Source organism: Caldisericia bacterium, assembly GCA_026414995.1.
Lineage (GTDB): Bacteria > Caldisericota > Caldisericia > B22-G15 > B22-G15 > JAAYUH01.
In genome coordinates, this window is record JAOAHY010000001.1 from 119,385 (window position 1) to 139,871 (window position 20,487).

Annotated in this window: 25 protein-coding genes and 1 other RNA gene; 17 read left to right on the top strand and 9 right to left on the bottom strand. The window is 25.7% G+C overall.

Annotation, left to right across the window (positions count from 1 at the left end; all coding sequences use genetic code 11):
- Nucleotides 1-16: 16 nt before the first annotated feature.
- A complete protein-coding gene (locus N3D74_00640) occupies nucleotides 17-592 on the bottom strand; it encodes a manganese efflux pump MntP family protein (GenBank protein MCX8094687.1) in 576 nt (191 codons plus the stop codon).
- Between the two features lie 66 nt (nucleotides 593-658).
- Here N3D74_00640 and N3D74_00645 point away from each other — a divergent pair, with 66 nt between their 5' ends.
- Genes N3D74_00645 through N3D74_00660 form a run of 4 tightly spaced genes read left to right on the top strand, consistent with a single transcriptional unit; the run spans nucleotide 659 to nucleotide 6,260 of the window.
- On the top strand, nucleotides 659-3,451 hold the full coding sequence (locus N3D74_00645; protein ID MCX8094688.1) for a hypothetical protein: 2,793 nt from the start codon (nucleotides 659-661) through the stop codon (nucleotides 3,449-3,451).
- On the top strand, nucleotides 3,451-4,974 hold the full coding sequence (gene hutH, locus N3D74_00650; protein MCX8094689.1) for a histidine ammonia-lyase: 1,524 nt from the start codon (nucleotides 3,451-3,453) through the stop codon (nucleotides 4,972-4,974). The genes N3D74_00645 and hutH overlap by 1 nt, the downstream gene beginning before the upstream one ends.
- Nucleotides 4,946-5,638 carry a ribonuclease HIII gene (gene rnhC / locus N3D74_00655; GenBank protein MCX8094690.1) on the top strand — a complete coding sequence of 231 codons (693 nt, stop codon included), beginning with the start codon at nucleotides 4,946-4,948 and terminating at the stop codon, nucleotides 5,636-5,638. The genes hutH and rnhC overlap by 29 nt, the downstream gene beginning before the upstream one ends.
- Nucleotides 5,631-6,260, top strand: a complete 630-nt coding sequence (locus tag N3D74_00660) for a class II aldolase/adducin family protein (protein MCX8094691.1) — start codon at nucleotides 5,631-5,633, stop codon at nucleotides 6,258-6,260. Before rnhC ends, N3D74_00660 begins: the two co-directional genes overlap by 8 nt.
- Before the next feature lie 4 nt (nucleotides 6,261-6,264).
- On the opposite strand, the gene N3D74_00665 is transcribed toward N3D74_00660, so the two are convergent.
- Together N3D74_00665 and N3D74_00670 are read right to left on the bottom strand one after the other, a co-directional pair.
- A complete protein-coding gene (locus tag N3D74_00665; protein ID MCX8094692.1) occupies nucleotides 6,265-6,633 on the bottom strand; it encodes a hypothetical protein in 369 nt (122 codons plus the stop codon).
- Nucleotides 6,609-7,445 carry a dual specificity protein phosphatase family protein gene (locus N3D74_00670; GenBank protein ID MCX8094693.1) on the bottom strand — a complete coding sequence of 279 codons (837 nt, stop codon included), beginning with the start codon at nucleotides 7,443-7,445 and terminating at the stop codon, nucleotides 6,609-6,611. Before N3D74_00670 ends, N3D74_00665 begins: the two co-directional genes overlap by 25 nt.
- 65 nt (nucleotides 7,446-7,510) lie before the next feature.
- Between N3D74_00670 and N3D74_00675 the strand changes: the two genes are divergently transcribed.
- The 12 genes from N3D74_00675 to N3D74_00730 all read left to right on the top strand — a co-directional run bounded on the left by N3D74_00675 (nucleotide 7,511) and on the right by N3D74_00730 (nucleotide 17,052).
- Nucleotides 7,511-8,362, top strand: coding sequence for a sulfide/dihydroorotate dehydrogenase-like FAD/NAD-binding protein (locus tag N3D74_00675; protein ID MCX8094694.1), 852 nt, complete (start codon nucleotides 7,511-7,513; stop codon nucleotides 8,360-8,362).
- Complete coding sequence (gene gltA / locus N3D74_00680; protein MCX8094695.1) at nucleotides 8,346-9,764, top strand: NADPH-dependent glutamate synthase; 1,419 nt, start codon at nucleotides 8,346-8,348, stop codon at nucleotides 9,762-9,764. Before N3D74_00675 ends, gltA begins: the two co-directional genes overlap by 17 nt.
- A gap of 15 nt (nucleotides 9,765-9,779) precedes the next feature.
- Nucleotides 9,780-10,805, top strand: coding sequence for an AmmeMemoRadiSam system radical SAM enzyme (gene amrS, locus N3D74_00685; GenBank protein ID MCX8094696.1), 1,026 nt, complete (start codon nucleotides 9,780-9,782; stop codon nucleotides 10,803-10,805).
- A 77-nt stretch (nucleotides 10,806-10,882) separates the two neighbouring features.
- On the top strand, nucleotides 10,883-11,740 hold the full coding sequence (locus tag N3D74_00690) for an FAD:protein FMN transferase (GenBank protein ID MCX8094697.1): 858 nt from the start codon (nucleotides 10,883-10,885) through the stop codon (nucleotides 11,738-11,740).
- Entirely contained in the window at nucleotides 11,727-12,077 is a 351-nt protein-coding gene (locus N3D74_00695) for a NusG domain II-containing protein (GenBank protein ID MCX8094698.1), read from the top strand. Before N3D74_00690 ends, N3D74_00695 begins: the two co-directional genes overlap by 14 nt.
- On the top strand, nucleotides 12,061-12,597 hold the full coding sequence (locus N3D74_00700; protein ID MCX8094699.1) for a Gx transporter family protein: 537 nt from the start codon (nucleotides 12,061-12,063) through the stop codon (nucleotides 12,595-12,597). The genes N3D74_00695 and N3D74_00700 overlap by 17 nt, the downstream gene beginning before the upstream one ends.
- On the top strand, nucleotides 12,572-13,147 hold the full coding sequence (locus N3D74_00705) for a Maf family protein (GenBank protein ID MCX8094700.1): 576 nt from the start codon (nucleotides 12,572-12,574) through the stop codon (nucleotides 13,145-13,147). Before N3D74_00700 ends, N3D74_00705 begins: the two co-directional genes overlap by 26 nt.
- Nucleotides 13,134-13,772 carry a hypothetical protein gene (locus N3D74_00710; GenBank protein MCX8094701.1) on the top strand — a complete coding sequence of 213 codons (639 nt, stop codon included), beginning with the start codon at nucleotides 13,134-13,136 and terminating at the stop codon, nucleotides 13,770-13,772. The genes N3D74_00705 and N3D74_00710 overlap by 14 nt, the downstream gene beginning before the upstream one ends.
- Nucleotides 13,773-13,774: 2 nt before the next feature.
- Nucleotides 13,775-14,683, top strand: coding sequence for a PEGA domain-containing protein (locus N3D74_00715; protein ID MCX8094702.1), 909 nt, complete (start codon nucleotides 13,775-13,777; stop codon nucleotides 14,681-14,683).
- On the top strand, nucleotides 14,680-15,306 hold the full coding sequence (locus N3D74_00720) for an MBL fold metallo-hydrolase (protein MCX8094703.1): 627 nt from the start codon (nucleotides 14,680-14,682) through the stop codon (nucleotides 15,304-15,306). Before N3D74_00715 ends, N3D74_00720 begins: the two co-directional genes overlap by 4 nt.
- 13 nt (nucleotides 15,307-15,319) lie before the next feature.
- Entirely contained in the window at nucleotides 15,320-15,982 is a 663-nt protein-coding gene (locus N3D74_00725; GenBank protein ID MCX8094704.1) for an MgtC/SapB family protein, read from the top strand.
- A complete protein-coding gene (locus N3D74_00730) occupies nucleotides 15,979-17,052 on the top strand; it encodes a DUF763 domain-containing protein (protein ID MCX8094705.1) in 1,074 nt (357 codons plus the stop codon). The genes N3D74_00725 and N3D74_00730 overlap by 4 nt, the downstream gene beginning before the upstream one ends.
- 35 nt (nucleotides 17,053-17,087) lie before the next feature.
- On the opposite strand, the gene mscL is transcribed toward N3D74_00730, so the two are convergent.
- The 6 genes from mscL to N3D74_00760 are packed head-to-tail and all read right to left on the bottom strand — an operon-like array spanning nucleotide 17,088 to nucleotide 20,185.
- Entirely contained in the window at nucleotides 17,088-17,483 is a 396-nt protein-coding gene (gene mscL, locus N3D74_00735) for a large-conductance mechanosensitive channel protein MscL (protein MCX8094706.1), read from the bottom strand.
- 30 nt (nucleotides 17,484-17,513) lie between these two features.
- Nucleotides 17,514-18,038: a hypothetical protein gene (locus N3D74_00740; GenBank protein MCX8094707.1), complete on the bottom strand. Its 525-nt coding sequence runs from the start codon at nucleotides 18,036-18,038 to the stop codon at nucleotides 17,514-17,516.
- Entirely contained in the window at nucleotides 18,035-18,526 is a 492-nt protein-coding gene (locus N3D74_00745) for a hypothetical protein (protein MCX8094708.1), read from the bottom strand. The genes N3D74_00740 and N3D74_00745 overlap by 4 nt, the downstream gene beginning before the upstream one ends.
- Before the next feature lie 13 nt (nucleotides 18,527-18,539).
- Nucleotides 18,540-19,337: an MBL fold metallo-hydrolase gene (locus tag N3D74_00750; protein MCX8094709.1), complete on the bottom strand. Its 798-nt coding sequence runs from the start codon at nucleotides 19,335-19,337 to the stop codon at nucleotides 18,540-18,542.
- Between the two features lie 7 nt (nucleotides 19,338-19,344).
- Nucleotides 19,345-19,545, bottom strand: a complete 201-nt coding sequence (locus N3D74_00755) for a hypothetical protein (GenBank protein ID MCX8094710.1) — start codon at nucleotides 19,543-19,545, stop codon at nucleotides 19,345-19,347.
- A 40-nt stretch (nucleotides 19,546-19,585) separates the two neighbouring features.
- A complete protein-coding gene (locus tag N3D74_00760) occupies nucleotides 19,586-20,185 on the bottom strand; it encodes a GNAT family N-acetyltransferase (GenBank protein ID MCX8094711.1) in 600 nt (199 codons plus the stop codon).
- Nucleotides 20,186-20,219: 34 nt separating this feature from the next.
- Between N3D74_00760 and ffs the strand changes: the two genes are divergently transcribed.
- Nucleotides 20,220-20,484, top strand: an RNA gene (gene ffs, locus N3D74_00765) — signal recognition particle sRNA large type.
- Nucleotides 20,485-20,487 lie beyond the last annotated feature (3 nt).

Below are 20,487 nucleotides of genomic sequence, written 5' to 3' on the forward strand. Positions count from 1 at the left end.
ATAAAATAAATAAACATCAAATTATATGTTCAATTAAAATTTTAACGCCTATTGAAATTAGAATTAATCCGCCCAAAATTTCTGCGCCTTTCCTAAATATTTTACCCAGGAAACAACCTGAATATACTGATATAAATGTTAATGTAAAAGTTGTTATACCTATAAAAATTGATGGAAAAAATATTTTAATTTTAAGAAGAGAGAGTGAAACGCCAACCGCAAATGCATCAATGCTTGTAGCAATAGATAAAAAAATAAGAGTTCTTAAATTTTCTGGATTTAGTTTTCTCTCTTTCTCTTTTTCAAAACTTTCGAAAATCATTTTAATTCCAACAAAAAATAAAATTAGAAAAGCTGCCCAGTGATCATAATCTTTTATTAAATTTAATAGATTAATTCCTATAAAATATCCAAGAAAGACCATTCCAAATTGAAAAAAGCCAAATGAAAAAGAGATTCTAAATGGGTAAATAAAATTAAAATTTCTCTTTACTATTCCACAAGAAAGTCCAACTGCAAAAGCATCCATAGATAGAGCAACTCCTATCAATAAAATTGAAATCAAATTCAAACTATCTCCATTTAGATTCATCACTCATACACCCATTATCTTTATAATTCACTTTATTATTATATAATTTTTAAAGGAGAGTTAATAATGAAAAAAATTATTGTATTTTTATTTATAATATCAATTTTTAGTCTTCCATCGTTTAAATTTTTAAATTCACAAGATTTAAATAATATTGAATTTCAATTAATTAAAGATGAGGAATATAAAATAATTAATGTTGGAAAGGGAGATTTTAGAGAATTCACCTTTAATTTTTTAAAAAAAGATGACCTTTATGAATTAAGAATTAAGGGAAGAGGAAATCTTTATTTTAAAATTATCTTTAAAAATATGTTAAAAATTTTTCCTAAAAAAGAGGGGATTTTTATTTCTCCTCTTTATATTTTGAAAAATAAAGAAGGGAAGTATTTTGTCTATTTAATTGATTCAAATGATTTACACTATTTCGAAGCAAATTCAAATGAAGAATATTTTGAGATAAAATATAATTTTTACATAATTAGAAAAGAATCTATTAAATTTAGAATAAGAGAGGTTGATTCAATTGTAGATGCTTTTAATATATATTATTTTCTTTATAGATTAAAAGAAAGGAAAACATCAATTGATGGTTTAATTTTACCTAATATATCTCTTACAACAATTATCAATAATATAGGAATAGAAAATTTAAAAATTGGTGCAAGAATAATTGATCCTCAAGAGCAATATGCTCCCGAAAGAATACTTGAAGGTACAAAGTATAAATTCAAAAACTTTATTATATTAGATCCAATCAAACTTAAGTTTGAGAATATAAGTTCTAAAAATATTCAACAAGAACTTTATTTCAATGAAAATCCATATTATAAATTAATGGGTATACAAATTTTAACTTCTTCTATAAAAAATAAAGATGGTAGTTTGGTAAAAATTGAAAAAAAGAGTGAACCAACTTATAAAATTGTTTCTGGTGAGAAAGTTCCTGATTATAAAGAAAATTCTATTGATACAATAATTTTTTTAAACCCTGAAGTTGATTATCTTAAAAATAAAGGCATTAGTTCTTTTGAAATCTTCTACTCAAGATACATATACCCATTGAATATCTCAATAACTATTTTAAATAGACAACTTGAAATAAAAGGAGAAAATGAAGCAAAATATTCAGGAATTGCTCTGGATTTTTCATATGTTAATGATTTTTTTAATTTTGATAAGAACCATTTTAACAAAAACCCAAAATCTTATTTAGATGGAAAGATTGCCCAATTTTATGCTTCTAATCTCTTTAACTTTTTAATTGATTTAGAGAAAAAAACTACCATACTTTCAATTAATCCAAAATATTTCCAACTTATTATGAACTCAGATATTCTTTATAAAGAAATCGATGATTTAAATTATTTAAATGATTTACCTTTAGAAAGAGTTCTTGTACCAAATAGACCCATTTTCTTTGCATATAAATTGAAAAATGAAGATATTAATGAGAAGATTTTAAATAAAATTTTTAAATATTCATTAATATATGGAATTTTTCCAACTTTTTCAAAACATCAAGATGAACCATTTTCAATTTGGGATAATGTAGAGAAATTAAGACTTTTAATTAACTATAAAAATTATTTTGACATAATAGGAAAAATTGAATCTAAAGATTTTAAAGTGAGTAATATTGCAACTATAGAAAATGGTGAAATTTACCAATTTGGAGATTTTCCAGATTTTTATTTAACAATTAATGGATACGGGAAAATAAAACTTGAAAAAAGTATCTTTAAATCAAACGAGAATATTTCAATATTAAACCCTTTGAATAATAAAAAAATAGAGTTTTATGAAGAAGATGGAAAATTAATAATCGATTCTTGGGGGTTAGATGTTATAAATATAAAATCAGAAATTAACGAAGTAATAAATGAAAATGAGAAATTATCTAAAATAACTAAGTTTGACAATAGAAACATTTCTTTATTATTAATTTTAATAATAATTTTTTTTACAATATTAAATATAATTCTTAGAAAAATAAACATTTATATTAAAATAAAACCATTTATAATAATATCTATATTGTTTTTTTTACTTATAACATTAAATTATTTTTTAGGTATCTCATCTCCCTTTTTTATTTTATTATCAATTGGAATTTATTTTCTTTTTACATCCTTATTCTCATTTTCATATAAACGAATATTTCTTTTAAATTTTTCTCTAGTTTTCATTATATCTTCTTTAATTTTTTATTTATTAAATGGAAATTTAATAATATTTTCACCACCATATTATCTTTTTAATAATACATATTTTATTTCAATAATAATAAGTTTATTAATTTTCATATTTTATCATTTTGATTGGAAAAAAATTTATGATTTAATAATTTTTTTATCAATTTTAACAATAATTCTTTTATCAAATCCAACAAAAAATCCATTTTATTCACCTCCCATTGATTATACATTTTTAATTTCAAGTTTAATATTAACTTTTTTTATTCTTTTATTATCAAAAAATTTAATAAAATTTATCTTATCTTTAGCTTTAATTACATTTAATTTTCTCTATGTTTTTGTTGATAAGATTTATTATATTCTACTTTCAAATAATATATTTCTTTCAGTAGATTTAATACAAAATTTAATTTTAATTTTCATCATTTCACTTCTTACTCTATATTTTTCAAAAGTACCTTTTAAAAATAGACCTAAAATTATACATAATAGTTTAATTTTATTCTTTATAATCATATCAATATACCTAAATAGAATTATGTTAACATCCCCACATATTTTTGGAATAATATCAAGCATAATTAAATTAATATTGTATATAATTTTAATAATTTATATAATATTCTTTTTTGAATCAACCTTTCAAAAAAAGGAGGAGTAATGGCAAAATTACTAATTGATGGAAATAGTTTAACAATTGAAGATCTTGTATCTGTTGCAAGATTTAGAAAGAGTGTTGAACTTTCACCTTATGCAATAGATAAAATAGATGATGCAAGAAGGGTATTAGAAAATTTTTCCAAAAAAGATGAGCCAATTTATGGAATTAATACTGGATTAGGTAAATTGTGCAATATTAAAATAAGTAAAGAAAATTTATTGAAATTACAGGAAAATATAGTTCGCTCTCACAACATAAATTTAAAACCTTTTTCTTCAAAAGAGATAGTCAGAGGTACTATGCTCATTAGAGCAAATTCTCTTGCAAAAGGATACTCTGGAATTAGAAGAGAAATAATTGAAAGAATAATTCTTTTTTTAAACGAGGATATTATTCCTTATATTACACAAAAAGGTTCTCTTGGAGCCTCAGGAGATCTTATTCCTCTTGCAGCAATTGCTTCATTTTTAATGGGAGAAGGTAAAGGAATTTATAAAGGGAAGGAATATAAATCAATTGATATTCATAAAAAATTAAACATTGAACCATTTGTTTTTTTTGAAAAAGAAGCATTATCTTTAATTAATGGAACCTCTTTTTCTCTTGCTATTGCTTGTATATCGACATATGATGCAAAACAAATTCTTAAAAATGCTATAATTTCTGGAGCATTAAGCATGGAGGCACTTCTTGCATCTAATTCTCCATTTAATCCATTAATACATAAGGCAAAACCTCAAACAGGACAAGGTGTAATTGCATATGGTATTAACCTTTTACTTGAAGGTAGCACATTAATTAATTCAATTAAAGAAAAAGTCCAAGATTCATATGTAATAAGATGTATACCACAAATTTATGGTTCTATCTATAACACTTTAAAATTTATAGAAAAAAATTTAACAATTGAGTTGAATTCAGCATCCGATAATCCACTTGTATTTCATGAAGAAAACATGATTCTTTCAGGAGGAAATTTTCATGGTTCATTTATATCAACTAATTGTGATTTTCTTTCAATTGAATTGACAATTTTAAGTAATAATATTGAAAGAAGAATAAATAGATTAATGAATCCAAATTTATCTTTTGGTCTTCCACCATTTTTAATTGAAAATAGCGGACTTAATACTGGATTAATGCTTTTACAATATCTGGCTGCTTCTCTTGTTAGTGAAAATAGAATTCTTTCTTATCCAGCATCTGTTACATCGATCTCTGTCTCTTGTGATCAAGAGGATGATACTAGCATGTCAAGCAATTCTGCAAGAAAATTGAGACAAATTGTTGATAATTTGTATACAATAATATCCCTTGAATTAATTTCAGCTATTCAAGCACTTTCATTTAGAAGTGGAAAACTTGGAAGAGGTACTTCAGTTGCTTATAAAATAATAAGAGATGTATATCAACCTATTTCAAGAGATGAGAATTTGACTAGTTATATAGAGAAAGTGAGAGAGTTAATTTATGATGGTAGTCTAATTAAAGAGGTTGAAAAAGAGATTGGAGAACTTTTCTAAATATATAGGAATAGATGAATCAGGAAAAGGAGATTTTTTTGGTAATCTTGTTATAGCTGGAGTAATTTTTGATAAGAAAAAAGAAGACATTTTAAAAAATTTAAATGTAAGAGACTCAAAAAAGATCGAAGATTCAAGAATTAAATTTCTTGCAAATGAAATCAAAAAAAATTTAAATTATGAAATTATATCTATTTCTCCAAAAAAATTTAATTTATTATACAAAAATTTCAAAAATATGAATATACTTCTATCATGGGCATACTCTAAAGTTATTTCAAATCTAATTAAAAAAGACAAAGTTTCATTAATACTTATTGATAAATTTACAAATAAAAATTATATTGATTCATTTTTAAAAGATGAAATAAAAAATATTGAAAGAGTTGAAATTATAAAAGGTGAAAAAGACATTGCAATAGCATGCGCATCTATAATTGCAAGAGATTCCTTTTTAAAATCAATATTAAATTTAGAAAAAAAATGGAATTTTTCTTTTCCAAAAGGAGCAGGAGACAATGTGATTATCAGTGGTATAGATTTTGCAAGAAAATTTGGAACACAAAGATTAAATGAAGTTGCAAAAATTAATTTTAAAAATTATAAAAAAATTTTAGAACTTCTAAGTAAAGAGAATTTATCTTTTGGAGGAGAAAATGTTTGATAAAAAAACTTTTATTGAAATTATAAAGTTAATGAGAGATAGAGAATTAATTGGGGGATATGGTGGTAATATCTCAATAAGAGCTAATGAATTAATTTTAATAACTCCCTCAGGGTTAAATAAAAGTTTTTTAAATGAAAATGATTTAATAGTTGTAAATTTTAATGGTGAGGTTGTTGAAGGGAAAGGTAAGCCCTCATCTGAAATTTTAATGCATTTAGAGATATATAAGAGTAGAGAAGATGTAACAGCAATTATTCACTCTCACCCCACTTATTCTGTATCAATTTGTATATTAGATATAGAGATTGTAAATGAAATTCTACCTGAAACAATTATTTATCTTGGAAAAATTGGCTTTGTGAACTACATTAAACCTGGCACCTTAGATCTTGCTAAGGCTGTAGCAGAAAGTTTATTAGAAGGCGATGCTTCTTATATGAGAAATCATGGAGTTGTTGTTGTTGGTAAAAATTTAATAGATGCTTATAGTAAAATAGAGTTACTTGAAGAGTTCTCGAAATCAATAGTTTATTCGAAACTTTTAGGCAAAATTAAAAAAATCCCTCAAGAAGATGTTAATTACTTTTTTGAAGTTTATAAATATTTAAGAAAAAAATAATTTATCACTTTGTTTCTTCCCATAAAGAATCAAGTTGACTTATATTTAACTCTTTTAAATTCAATTTTCTTTCTTTTGCTAATTTCTCCATTTTTTCTATTCTATCTTTAAATTTGTTAAAACTTTTATTTAAAGTATCAAATATATCCAAATTTAAAAATCTTGATAGATTAACAATGGTAATAATAATATCACCAAATTCTTCTTCTATATCTTCTTTATCATCTCTTTTTAATGCTTCTTTTAATTCCTTAATTTCTTCTTCAAGTTTATTTATAACACCAAAGACATTATCCCAATCAAAATTATATTCGCTTTTTAGATAATTTTGAAAATCTATTATATCCTTTACAATTTTTCTCTCTTTTTCCATTCTTCCCATCTATCTTCAACATCTTTTGAATTGTTAACAATTTCGTCTTTAAAAACATGAGGGTGTCTTGCAACAAGTTTTTTTATTACTTTTTTTAAAACATCATTTAATGTAAATTCTTGTTTTTCTTCTCCAATTATTATTTGAAAAAGAATTTCAAGCATAACATCTCCAAGTTCTTCAGATATATTCTGAAAATCATTATTAAATATTGCTGTTTTAAGTTCTTGAACTTCACTATCAATATACTTTACTAAAGATTCTCTTGTTTGTTCTCTATCCCATGGACACTCTTTTCTTAGTGTCTTTACTGTTTCATAAAATATTTTAAAATTCAACTCTTCTTCATTTGGAATTATCACAGGAAGAAGCTCATATAATTCATAAATAAAGCTCTCCTGTTTCAAATTTTCAATTCCAAAATTTCTTTTTGTTTTTAAAAGTTCAATGCTTTCTTTTGGTGTATAACCTTTCAAAAGAAAATAAATTGCTATAAAAGTTCCGGTTCTTCCAATTCCAGCATCGCAATGAATTAATGTTGAAACTTCCCATCTTTCCATTAAATTTATCCAATAAATGAATTTTTTAACTTGTTCAAGTGAAGGAACATCAAAATCTTTAACGGGAAGATAAAGGTGTCTAATTTTATATTTTTTAATTAAAAGATCTGGTAATTTTTTTTCAGAAAGTGTTATTATTGACTTTATATTATTTTCTTTTAAAAACTTAAATTTTTCTTCACTATCTGGATATTCAGAGGCAGCAAGAAAATTCTCAACAATCCATGAAAAATTATTAAATGGATTCTGCATATGATAATTATATCATTTCTCTTCATGTTATAATATTTTAAGAATGTTTTCTTTAGGAGGAATAGATGTTTGAGATAACATATAAAGAAGAGCTTTGTCCTACAATTTTTTTAATGAAAGTTAAAGCACCTTATGTTGCAAAAAATGCAAGACCAGGTCAATTTTTTATTTTAAGAGTATATGAAAAAGGCGAAAGAATTCCACTAACTATTGCAGATTATGAAAATGATGAAATCACAATGGTATTCCAAACTGTAGGACTTACAACTTATCTATTGTCATATAAAGAAGTAGGAGATAATATATATGATGTTGTTGGACCACTTGGTACACCTTCTGAATTACATAAATATGAAAATGGTTCAGTTGTTTTAATTGGCGGAGGAGTAGGAATCGCACCTATTTATCCAATTTTAAAAGGTTTCAAAGATATTGGTAATAAAGTAATATCAATTCTTGGAGCAAGAAGCAAAAATTTACTTTTCTGGGAAGAGAAATTTAGAAAAATTTCAGATGAAGTATTAATAACTACAGATGATGGAACATATGGGAAAAAGGGATTTGTAACAGATGCTCTAAAAGATTTAATTGATAAAGGTGAGAAAATTGCCCAAGTTACAGCAATTGGACCACCAATAATGATGAAAAATGTTTGTGAACTTACAAGGCCATATGGAATAAAAACAATTGTTAGTTTGAATTCAATTATGGTAGATGGAACTGGTATGTGTGGTGTCTGTAGAGTTGAAGTTGGTAATGAAACAAAGTTAACTTGTCAAGATGGTCCTGAATTTGATGGACATCTTGTAAATTTTCCTCTTCTATTCGAAAGATTAAAAATGTATAAAAACGAAGAGCAACTTGCAATGCAATATCTTGATGAAAAAAGGAGGATGATATATGGCTATAAATCCTAAAAAAACTCCAATGAAAGAACAGGATCCTAAAGAAAGAATTAAAAATTTTGATGAAGTGCCATATGGATATACAGAAGAAGAGGCAATATTAGAAGCAGAAAGATGTCTTCAGTGTAAAGTCCCGAAATGTGTAGAAGGTTGTCCAGTTTATGTTGATATACCTGGATTTATAAAAGCTATAAAAGAAAGAGATTTTGATAGAGCAATTAAGATAATGAAAAATACAAATTCTCTTCCGGCAATAACTGGAAGAGTTTGTCCTCAAGAAACCCAATGTGAAGAAAAATGTGTGTTAGGTAAAAAATATGAACCATGCGCAATTGGAAGGTTAGAAAGATTTATTGCAGATTGGGATGCAAAAAGAGGAATGGTTATTCCTGAAATAAATGAAAAGTATGATATTAAAGTTGCAGTTGTTGGTGCAGGACCTGCTGGCTTAACCTGTGCAGCTGATTTAGCAAAATTTGGATATGATGTAACAATATTTGAATCTCTTCATGCACCAGGTGGTGTCTTAATTTATGGCATTCCTGAATTCAGATTACCAAAATCAATTGTACAAAGAGAAGTTGAATATGTTAAAAAACTCGGTGTTAAAATTATTACAAATGTTCTTGTTGGAAGAACTTTTACCTTAAAAGACCTATTTAATGAAGGATATAAAGCAATATTTTTAGGTACTGGTGCTGGTGCACCTCAATTTATGAATATTCCTGGTGAAAATTTATTAGGAATACTTTCTGCAAATGAGTATTTAACTAGAATAAATTTAATGAAAGCATACAAATTTCCAGAATTTGATACACCTGTTAAAAAAGGTGGTGTTGTCGCAGTAATAGGCGCAGGGAACGTTGCAATGGATGCTGCAAGAAGTGCTTTAAGAATGGGTGCTGAAAGAGTTATGATTGTATATAGGAGAACAGAACAAGAGATGCCTGCAAGAGTTGAAGAATATCACCATGCAAAAGAAGAAGGAGTTGAATTTTTGTGGTTAACTTGTCCCACAAAATATTTTGGAGATGAAAATGGTTGGGTAAAAGAGATGGAAGTTATCAAAAATGAATTAGGAGAACCTGATGAATCTGGTAGAAGAAGACCAGTACCAATTAAAGGAAGTGAATACAGAATTAAAGTTGATTCAGTAATTGTTGCAATTGGAACAGTTCCAAATCCTCTTGTTGCAAGAACTAGTGGCTTAAAAACAGGTAGACATGGAATTGTAATAGCAGATGAAAATGGAAGAACATCCCTTGAAGGTGTATGGGCAGGTGGAGATATAGTAACTGGTGCTGCAACTGTAATTCTTGCAATGGGTGCTGGTAAAAAAGCAGCACAAGATATAGATAGATATTTAAAGGAAAAATATATTTATAAAAAGGAATTTGTTTGGGCTTCAATTTAAAGTTTGGAGGATTTATTGGATAACATTAAAGAAGCCCTATTATATGAAAAATTAGATAAAAAAAAAGTAAGATGTAATCTTTGTTATAAAAGATGTTTAATAAAAGAGAGTGAATTTGGCTTTTGTGGAGTAAGAAAAAATATTGATGGAACACTTTTTACAACAATATATGGTGTTATTTCCTCTATTGCTATTGATCCAATTGAAAAGAAACCTCTTTTTCATTTTTATCCTGGAAGTCAAACTTTATCGTTAGGGACATGGGGATGCAATTTAAGATGTGGACATTGTCAAAATTGGGAAATTTCGTATGAAAAATATCATGACAAACTTCTTTCTATGAGTAAATATTTAACTCCACAAGATTTAATAAAACTTGCAAAATCTTATAATTCAAAAGGTATTTCATTTACATATAACGAACCAACAATTTGGTTTGAATATACACTTGATGTTTTTAAACTTGCAAAAGAGGAAGATCTTTATACTGTTTATGTTACAAATGGAACAATAACTTCTGAAGGTTTAAATATAATTTCACAATATCTTGATGCATTTAGAGTTGATATTAAAGCGTTTTATGATTCAAGTTTTAAAAAAATAACTAATGTTAAAGGAGCAAATTTTATTCTTGAAAGAACAATAGAAGCAAAGAAACTGGGATTACATATTGAAGTTATTACAAATGTAATACCAACAGTTAATGATTCTATAAAAGAAATGGAAGAACTTGCAATTTGGATTAAAGAAAATCTTGGACCAAAAACACCTTGGCATATAACAAGATTTTATCCATATATGAACTTTTCACATCTAATGCCAACACCTATAAAAACTTTAGAAATGATAAAAGAAATCGGAGATAAAGTTGGTTTAAATTTTGTTTATATAGGAAATGTCTTTGGGCATCCATTTGAAAATACTTATTGTCCAAATTGTAAAAGTTTAGTAATAAAAAGAGCAGGTTTTGAGATTCTTGAATATAATGTAATTCATGGGAGATGTAAATTTTGTGGCTCAGATTTAAATATAAGAGAATAAAAACTCTCTTTTTAATCTTTTTATTAATTACTTCTATATCCTGTAATAAAAATCTTTACACAACAAAAGGTCTTTATATGGGAACCTTTTTAATTATAACTATTGATAATAACCATAAAAATATTATTAGTAAAATTAACGAAAAAGTAATAGAAATTGAAGATAAATTCTCACGATTTAAGGAATCATCATACACTTCAAAAATAAATAAAAATAAAGGAGAGTGGGTTGAAGTTGATGAAGAGTTTATATATGTACTTGAGAAAGCAATTTATTTTAATAAAATTTCAAACAATGCATTTAATCCATTAGTTGGAGATATTGTAAATGAATGGGGATTTTATGATGGTAATTATAAAATTCCAGATGAAAGTATTATAAATAAATTAATAAAAGAAGTTGACATAGAAAATATTTTAATTGATAAAGAAAAGAAAATGGTGAAAATTATTTCTGGTTCACTTGATTTTGGGGGAATAGTTAAAGGTTACACACTTGATAAAATAAAAGAGATTTTAGAAAAAAATAATGTTCAAGAAGCAATTGTAAATTTTGGTGGAAATATTTTAGTTTTAGGTAATAGAACTTTCAATATAGGAGTTAAAAATCCAAGAGGTAATGGAGTTATATACACATTTGAAGTTAAAAATGGAGCCACAGTTTCGACATCAGGTGATTATGAAAATTATTTTATAAAAGATAATAAAAGATATCACCATATAATAAATCCAGAAACTGGAAACCCATCTCAAAATGGTATTATCGAGGTAAGCGTTGTTTCAGAAAAAGGAATAGATGGAGATGCTCTTTCAACAACGCTTTTTGTATTAGGAAAAGAAAAAGGCAAAGAATTTATCAAAAATTACTTTAAAAACATTAAAGTGTTATTTGTAGATGAAAATTTAAATAAAGAGATAATCGATGAAAAAGATTGATAAATTTATTTTTTATTTATTAATACCACTATTAATTTTTTCAATTTTCTATTTATCATTTGATACACAAAATAAAACACTTGTTGTTTTAGACAAAAATGGAGAGAATGAATTTAATTTATTTCAAAAAAGAGTTATTTTTTGTGAAGGGAATAATGGAAAAGTTTTAGTTTTAATTGATAATGGAAAAGCGAGAGTAATAGAATCTAATTGTAAAGATAAAATATGTATTAGAAAAGGTTGGATTTCAAGTATTGGGGAGTATTCAATTTGTCTTCCTAATGAAGTTTTTATTATAATCAAAGGTAGAGGAAAAATAGATGGAATATCAGAATAGATTAAGAAATTTAATTATAGTTTCTCTTTTTTTAGCAGGCGGAATTGCATTAAATTTAATTGAACCACCTATTTTATTTTTTATTGCACCTGGTATAAAAATAGGCATAGCAAATATTGCAACATTAATAACTCTATATTATTTTAATTCAACATATGCACTTTTAGTTGGAATATTAAGACCAGTACTTGTTTCTTTATTTAAAGGAAATTTTTTAACGCTTGAATTTATTCTATCTTTCACAGGTTCAATTCTCGCAACAATTTTTATGATAATTTTTAAAAAAGTTTTTAAAGATAAAATCTCAATTATTGGTGTTAGTATGATTGGTGGAATAATTCATAATTTTGGACAATTTATAGTTGTATATTATATATCAAAAATTGAATACCTTTTTTATTATCTTCCAATTTTAATTGTTTTTGGTGGAATATCAGGTTTTATAATTGGTTATATTTCAAAATTTTTAATAAAAAGATTAAAAGATTATGAAGATGAGAAAAGAAAATCTCCCTGGTAAAATAAATCTAGTTTCAAATTCCAAAAGGAGATTTGATATTTTAAGAAAATTCTTTTATGTTGAGAAAATCATTCCAAAATCAATAGAATTAGATGAAGGAGATTTTATAAAACTAACTATTGAAAATTCAAAAAACAAAGTATTATCAGTAAAAAGAAATTTATACGAAACTTATGTTTCTGGAGATACAGTTGTTGTTATTGATAACAAAATTTTTGGAAAACCTAAAAACGAAGAAGATGCTTTTATTATGCTTAAAGAACTTTCAAATAAATGGCATATAGTTTGTTCAGGTTTTTATTTTATATCACAAAATATAGAAGGGGAAGGTTTTGATATTGCTAAAGTTAAATTCAAAGATTTAAAAAAAGATGAAATATTAAATTATATTAAAACCAATGAACCATTTGATAAAGCAGGGGGATATGCAATTCAAGGATTAGGAAGTTATCTTATAGAAAAATTTGAAGGTTGTTTTTATACTATTGTTGGATTTCCTGTGGTAAAATTTATAAAGAAATTAAAGGAGGTAATTTTTGAGAATTCCTAAAAATGCTGTTAATTTTAAGGGAACAAAAGATGGAATTGTTGCTTATATAGATCTTTCTTATTCTTTTAATACAATTTTAAAAGCACTTGAAAAGAAAATTTCTGAAAGAGAAGATTTTTTTAGAGGTGGTTCCATAAAATTTTTTCCTATAACTGGTAGTTTTTCAGATAGAGAAATTTTTGAAATTAAGAGTCTAATGGAAAATAAGTTTGATATAGATTGTGAATTTTTTGAAAAAGAGGAAGAAGTTCAATTATCGGCTGAAAAAGATAAAAAGATGATTTTGAGGGATTTTCTAGTAATTAAAAGAATATTAAGATCTGGGCAGATATTAAATTATAGTGGAAATATAATTTTGATTGGTGATGTAAACGAAGATGCTGAAATAATATCTGGTGGAAGTTTGTTTGTTTTTGGTTCCTTAAGAGGAAGCGTCATTGCTGGAAGAGATATAGGAGAAGATGCTATTGTAGTCGCTACAAACTTAAGACCAAAAAGATTACAAATTGGAGACATTGTACTTGATGATGATGTCTCAAAAAGAAGAAAAGAAGTTGCTTCAATTGCCTTAGTTGAAAATGGAAAAATAGTAATTTATCCATACAAAAACTTATTTGTTAGATAATTATGAAAAATTTATTTATAATAATTTTTCTAACAATTTTATGTTTTTCTTCATGTTTATCAAATAAAGGAACTCTTACAATAGATTCATACCCTAAAGAAGCAGAAGTTTATTTAAATGGTGAAAATATAGGAAATACGCCAATTTCTATAAAAATAAATGTGGGAAAATATAGTATAGAGGTAAAAAAAGAAGGATACAAAGATTATAAAAAAGAGGTAGAGATTAAAAAAGGAAGAGAAACTATTGTAATTGCAAATCTTGAGAGAAAAGTTGGAGGAATTTCAGTTAAAACAGAACCAGATGGAGCAACTGTCTATGTGGATGGAAAAAATTATGGATTAACTCCATTAGAAATTTATGACCTTGAAACAGGAAAACATGAAGTTCTCATTACAAAAGAGGGATATAAAAGCATAATTAAAGTTGTTGAAGTAAAAGAAGAGATAATCGAAATATCTGAGATTTTAATAAAGGGTGTAAGTAAAGCATATATAAATTCAAATCCAAGAGGAGCAACTGTAATTATTGATGGAAAAGAAATTGGAAAAACACCTCTAGAAATTAAAGAAATTTCTCTTGGTAGACATTTTATAACTTTAAAAGCACTTGGTTATGAAGAAATGACAAAGACAATTGATATTACAGAAAATATTAACACTTACACATTTAATTTAGTTCAATTAAATCACGCTTTAATTATTGAAACAGAACCTGAAGGCGCAACTGTATATATAGATGATTCAATTAAAGGTGTTACACCTATTGAAATTAAGAATTTAACTCCTTTAAAGAAATATAAAATAAGAATTGAACTATCAGGATATCTTCCATATTTAACTGAAGTTACTATGCCAAAAGATGGTTCAATATTTTTACCAAAAATAAAACTTATGAAAACTAGCGGATGATAAAAGTAGAAAAAGAAATTGTAAGTCCTTATAGAACAAATTGCTATTTTGTTTATAAAGATAAAGAAGGGATTATAATAGATCCTGGTGGTGATTGTTATAAAATAAAAAGAAAACTTGAGGAATTAAAAAATATAAAATTCGAGTATGTTTTAAACACACATGGACATGAAGATCATACATTTTGCGATAATTTTTTGAAAAAAAATTACAAAATGAAAATCTTTATTCATAAGAGTGATCTTCCTTTTATTTCTAATGGTGCAATAAATAAAAAATATTGGTCTAACTTTGAAGAAGTAGAAGTAGATTTTTTATTTGAAGATGGTTATGAATTAAATCTTTCTTCTTTTAATATAAAAGTGATTCATACTGAAGGACATACTCCAGGAAGTTCAATGTTTATAATTGATAATTTAATTTTTTCAGGAGATACAATTTTCAAAGGAACAATTGGAAGAACTGACTTTGAATATTCAAGTAGCATAAAAATGAAAAATTCTATAATAAAAATTTTAAATAAATTAAACGATAAAGATTATATAATTTATCCAGGTCATGGACCTTCAACAACTTTTAAAGAAGAAATTCAAAATTTAATTTATTTTCTTGAAATTTTATAATATAATTTTTTACATGAATAAAGAATACTTTGATATATTTATAAAAATTGTTGTTTCTATTATATTAGGTGGTTTAATTGGATTAGAAAGAGAAAGAAGAAATAGACCAGCTGGACTTAGAACACATATACTTGTATCACTTGGTTCTTGTCTTTTTACAATATCTTCAATTGAATTTTCAAAAATTTATGGAAGTGGAGTTGACCCATCAAGAGTTGCTGCAAATATTGTAACAGGGGTAGGTTTTTTAGGTGCAGGAACTATTATGAAAGAGGGTTTAACAATAAAAGGTTTGACTACTGCTGCAACAATTTGGCTTTCTTCAGCAATTGGACTCACATGTGGTTTAGGTTTCTATATTCCTGCAATTTTAACAACAATACTTGCGTTTTTAGTGTTAATTTTTGTAAGAGTTTTTGAATTTGAGAGACTTGGAAAATATGAAGGAAATTTAAAAATATTTAATATTAAAGTTACAGATAAACCAGGTCAACTTGGAAAAATTGGAACTATTTTTGGAAAATATGGAATTCATATTAAAAATGTAAAATTTGAAAGAGATGAAAAATCTTTAAACATTGAATTTATTGTATCAGTTCCTCAAAATATTGAAATAAAAGATGTTTGTAATGAATTATCAAAAGAAGATTTTGTTATAGAGGTCTCAACTGAATGAGAAGAGGTTTTGCAGATTTACCTCTTCATGGTGGCAAAGCACCAAAATGGCTTTTTGATAGAATGGTTAAACTATCAAGAGAAATATCTCTTTCAATTATTTATTTATATGGTACTCAAGAACTTTTAAATAGATTATCAGATCCATTTTGGTTTCAAGCATTTGGTTGCGTTCTAGGTTTTGATTGGCACTCCTCAGGAGTTACAACAACTGTAACTGGTGCTCTAAAAGAGGGTTTAAAAGATGAAGAGAAAAATATTGGTATATTTTTTGCAGGAGGCAAAGGAAAAAGAGCAGTAAAGACTCCAGAAGATATAAATATATGGATTGATAAAGGATATATCAATTTTGAAAAAGGAGAATTATTAAAAAAATATTCTAGATTAGTTGCTAAAGTTGATACAGTTGGACTTCAAGATAATTTTTCAATTTATCATCACTTTTTTATCTATTCAAAAGATGGTATTTGGGCTGTTATTGAGCAGGGAATGAATGAAGAAAAAAGAATTGCAAGAAGATATCATTGGTTTTCAAAAGAGATAAATAGTTTTGTTTCAGACCCACACAAGGGAATTGCTTCTGATCTAATTGTAAAACCTCTTAATCTTGTTGATTCTAAAATTGAAAAAACAAGAAATGAAATTTTAACGGTTTCAACTGAGATAAAAGAAGATGAGGCAATTAAAATTTTAGATAAAAGAAGGGTGAATTTTCCATTTCACCATCCTATTTTTTATGAAGATTATGAGGAAAAAAGGTTAAAAAAATTAATGAGTAAAATTAAAGATTATAAACCTAAAAGTTTTGAGGATCTTATTCTTATTGAAGGCCTAGGAGAAAAAACTATGAGAGCTCTTGCATTAATATCTCATCTTATATTTGGCTCAGAACTATCATTTAAAGATCCAGTCACATTTTCATTTGCACATGGTGGTAAAGATGGACACCCATATCCAGTTGACAGAAAAACTTATGATATCTCGATTGAAATTTTAAAAAATGCTGTTGAAAAAGCCAAATTAGGTGATTTAGAAAAAATTAAAATATTAAAAAACCTATCAAAATTTTAAATTACATAATAACCCTTATTGCTTTAAATTTTAAATTAATCTAATTCAGATGTACAATTTGGACATCTTTTTGCTTTTATTGGTATTTCAGTAAAACAAAAAGGACATATTTTTGTTGTTGGTTCTTTTGGAACTTCAACAGGTTTTCTTTTTAATTTATTTATCCCCTTTACAAGTAAAAATATGCTGAAAGCAATAATTAAAAAATCAACGACTGTTTGTAAAAATGCACCATATTTTATAACTGCATCACCAATTTTGAAAGATAATCCACTAATATTAATACCTCCAATTAATAAACCAATTACTGGCATTAAAACATCTCCTACAAGAGAAGAAACAATTTTTCCAAAAGCTGCACCAATTATTATACCAACTGCAAGGTCAATAACATTACCTTTCATTGCAAATTCTTTAAATTCTTTGAACATATTTTAGCCTCCTAATTTATAATTATTTATTTAATTTATTTTAGTCAAAAATTTAAAATTTGTAAAATATTCAACAAGATATCCTGAAATTATTGCAAATATAAAAATGAAAAAATTTAATGTGATAATATATCTTGCTCCTAATAAAGTGATTGCAAATGGAAGCCATTGAAGTTTTATAGCCCATGCCCCAATAGTTGTAGCAATTATATTAATTTTTGCTCCTTTTTCTAAAAGTTCTCTTAAAAATGGATAATAAATATATGCTGGTCCAACCATTAAAGTTCCAAATATAGCACCTATTAAAACTCCTTTAAATCCACTTTCTTTACCAATCAATTTTTTAACAATATTCTCATTAATTAATTCTGAAATTGTACCAGAAAGTAATGCTACTCCGATTATAACCAAAAAAAGATTTTTATATGTATTGATTGCATATATAAACCCAAGAGATGCTTTTTCTTTATTAAATAAAAGTAAAAATATTGCAATTGATGCAAATATAATTTCAAGATAAAATTCATTAAAAACAGTTCTAAATTTTTCTTTCATATGATTAGCCTCATCAAAATAGAAATAATTATTATAAAAATTAATGTTAATAAATTTCTTGATATTGCAAATTTTTTTCCAAATTCTTTGAATTCTATACTTATTGAAATAAATCCAATTAATACCCATGATAGAAGAAAAGCAGAAACAAGAGATATGTTTGCTCCATTTTCAAGTAAATATTTTGCAATTGGATAACCTGATGCTACAGGTCCCATCATTACAGCACCAGTTAGTTCACCAAAGATTATTCCTTTAAATCCATTAAATTTTAATAAAAAATTACCAACATTTTCTTTTGAAAGAAAACTTTGGAGCATTCCAATAATTAGAAAAATTGCAAATAATCTAATTGAATTTTTTATGAATTGTTTAATGCCTTTTTTAATAGATCTTTTGAGTTTTTTATTTTCATTTTTATTTACCAAAAGTGAATATAAAAATAAATTAAGAATAATTAAGATAAAACCAGTAATTATGTTTTGCATAACTCCTCCTATGTTAAAAAATTAAAAAATCTCCTGCCAAACACTCCATAACTTCACCTTTAAAAAGTTCCTTAAAAATCTTAATACTTTTATCACCAGTACAATGGCATGGTATTAATTTATTTATTTCAAAATTATTCAAATAATTAACAATTTTTATTAACTTCTCCTTAGAGGCGTTATAAAGATGAAATCCACCTAAAATAATATTTACTTTTTTATTAAAAATATTTACAGCATGATTAACAATATTAACAATTCCTCTATGAGCGCAACCTGTTATTAAAATCAAATCTTTATTATCAATAGCAAGATTAATCTCTTCTGTAAAATAATCTTTTTCTAAACCCTTTTCTGATTTTATCTTAAAATTTTTATCTATTGATTCAAAATTATTAGATATTGGAGAAGGTCCAAATATATAAATATGGGGCATTATTTCAAATAAATCTTCCTTAATAAATCTAAAATTTAAATTTTGTTTGATTTTGTCTTTTTCAATACCTGCAAATTTATCTTCTGAAAATTTAGGAATAAAAACTCCTTCTTTAGACCATATTGAAAAATTTTTATCTAATTTGCTTAACTCTCTTAATCCACCCATATGATCGTAGTGTCCATGACTTATTACTATATCATTAATTTCATTTATATTTTTATTAAATTTTAAAATATTTTTTAAAAATACATCTGTTGTTCCAGTATCAAAAATTAGTTTGTATCCATCTTTTTCAATTAATGCAGAAAATCCATGTTCTGAATAAAATTTTTCTTTTGCTTTATCATTACATAAAATTGAAATTTTTATCATATTTATATTATTTTTTTAACTCTTCTAATCTTTTCTTAATTTCTTCTAATTCCTCTTCAAGTTCTTTTTTTAATTCTTCAAGATATTCTATTTCTTCCTCTTTGCTCATATGGTACCACCAAGGTCCTAATCCAAAACCAAATCTACCATAGAATCCCCATGGTGGATAACCAAAATAAAACCAATGTTTTCTTTGCCATCTTTTCATAATTTATACCTCCTCATCCAAAGAAATTCTTCTTTATATATTATAATTTTTTAATCATTTTATAAAAAGAAAAGGTCTTTTTCCCTAGATTTAATTTAAATTCTTTTTCTATTACAAAGCCAAATTTTTTATAAATAACAATTGCGTTTATGTTCTCTTTTTCAACATCTAATGAAAGTTTTTTTAAATTTTTATCTTTTGCTATTTTTTCAACAAATATTAAAAGATCTTTTCCAATTCCTAATCCTCTAAATTTTGGATAAACAGCAATGTTGCTAATATAATATTCATCTTTATTAACAATATTCAATTTTGTAAATGATTTTATGAAGTTAACTAAATGTTTAAGAAAATCAAATTTCATTATTTTAAATAGGAGAAAACCAGTATTTAAAGATACTCTTTTTAAATCATCAAATGAATATGATAGAATCATGCCAACAATTTTATCTCCACATATTGCAAAATTTGTAAATTCATGACTAAATTGATTATTTTTCATAGAATAGAGTTTATTGAGTATCTCTTTGACATAATTTCCAAAAATTGAGTAAAATAAATCCTTTCCTGTATAAATGATTAAATTAACAAAATCTTCATGATCTTCAACATTGCCTTTTCTTATTGATATATTTTCCATTAATTTCATTATAAATGATATAATTTTTATTAGGGTGTGCTAGGCGGGGAGATAGCGGTGCCCTGTAACCCACAACCCGCTTAGTGGGGCTGAATTCCTTCTGAAGGTACATTCTTTTTCAGAAGGTCCTCAACAGGAAAAGATGAAGGAAGGAAGTGAGGAAATCCTGAAGTCACAAACCCCGCCAGGTCCGGAAGGAAGCAACGGTAAGTGATTCTCAGGATGTTCCCTCATAAATCTTTCTGGATTTTCTTGTTGAGGAAGACCTGAGGAAGAGTGTATCGTAGGAAGGTGCACACCCT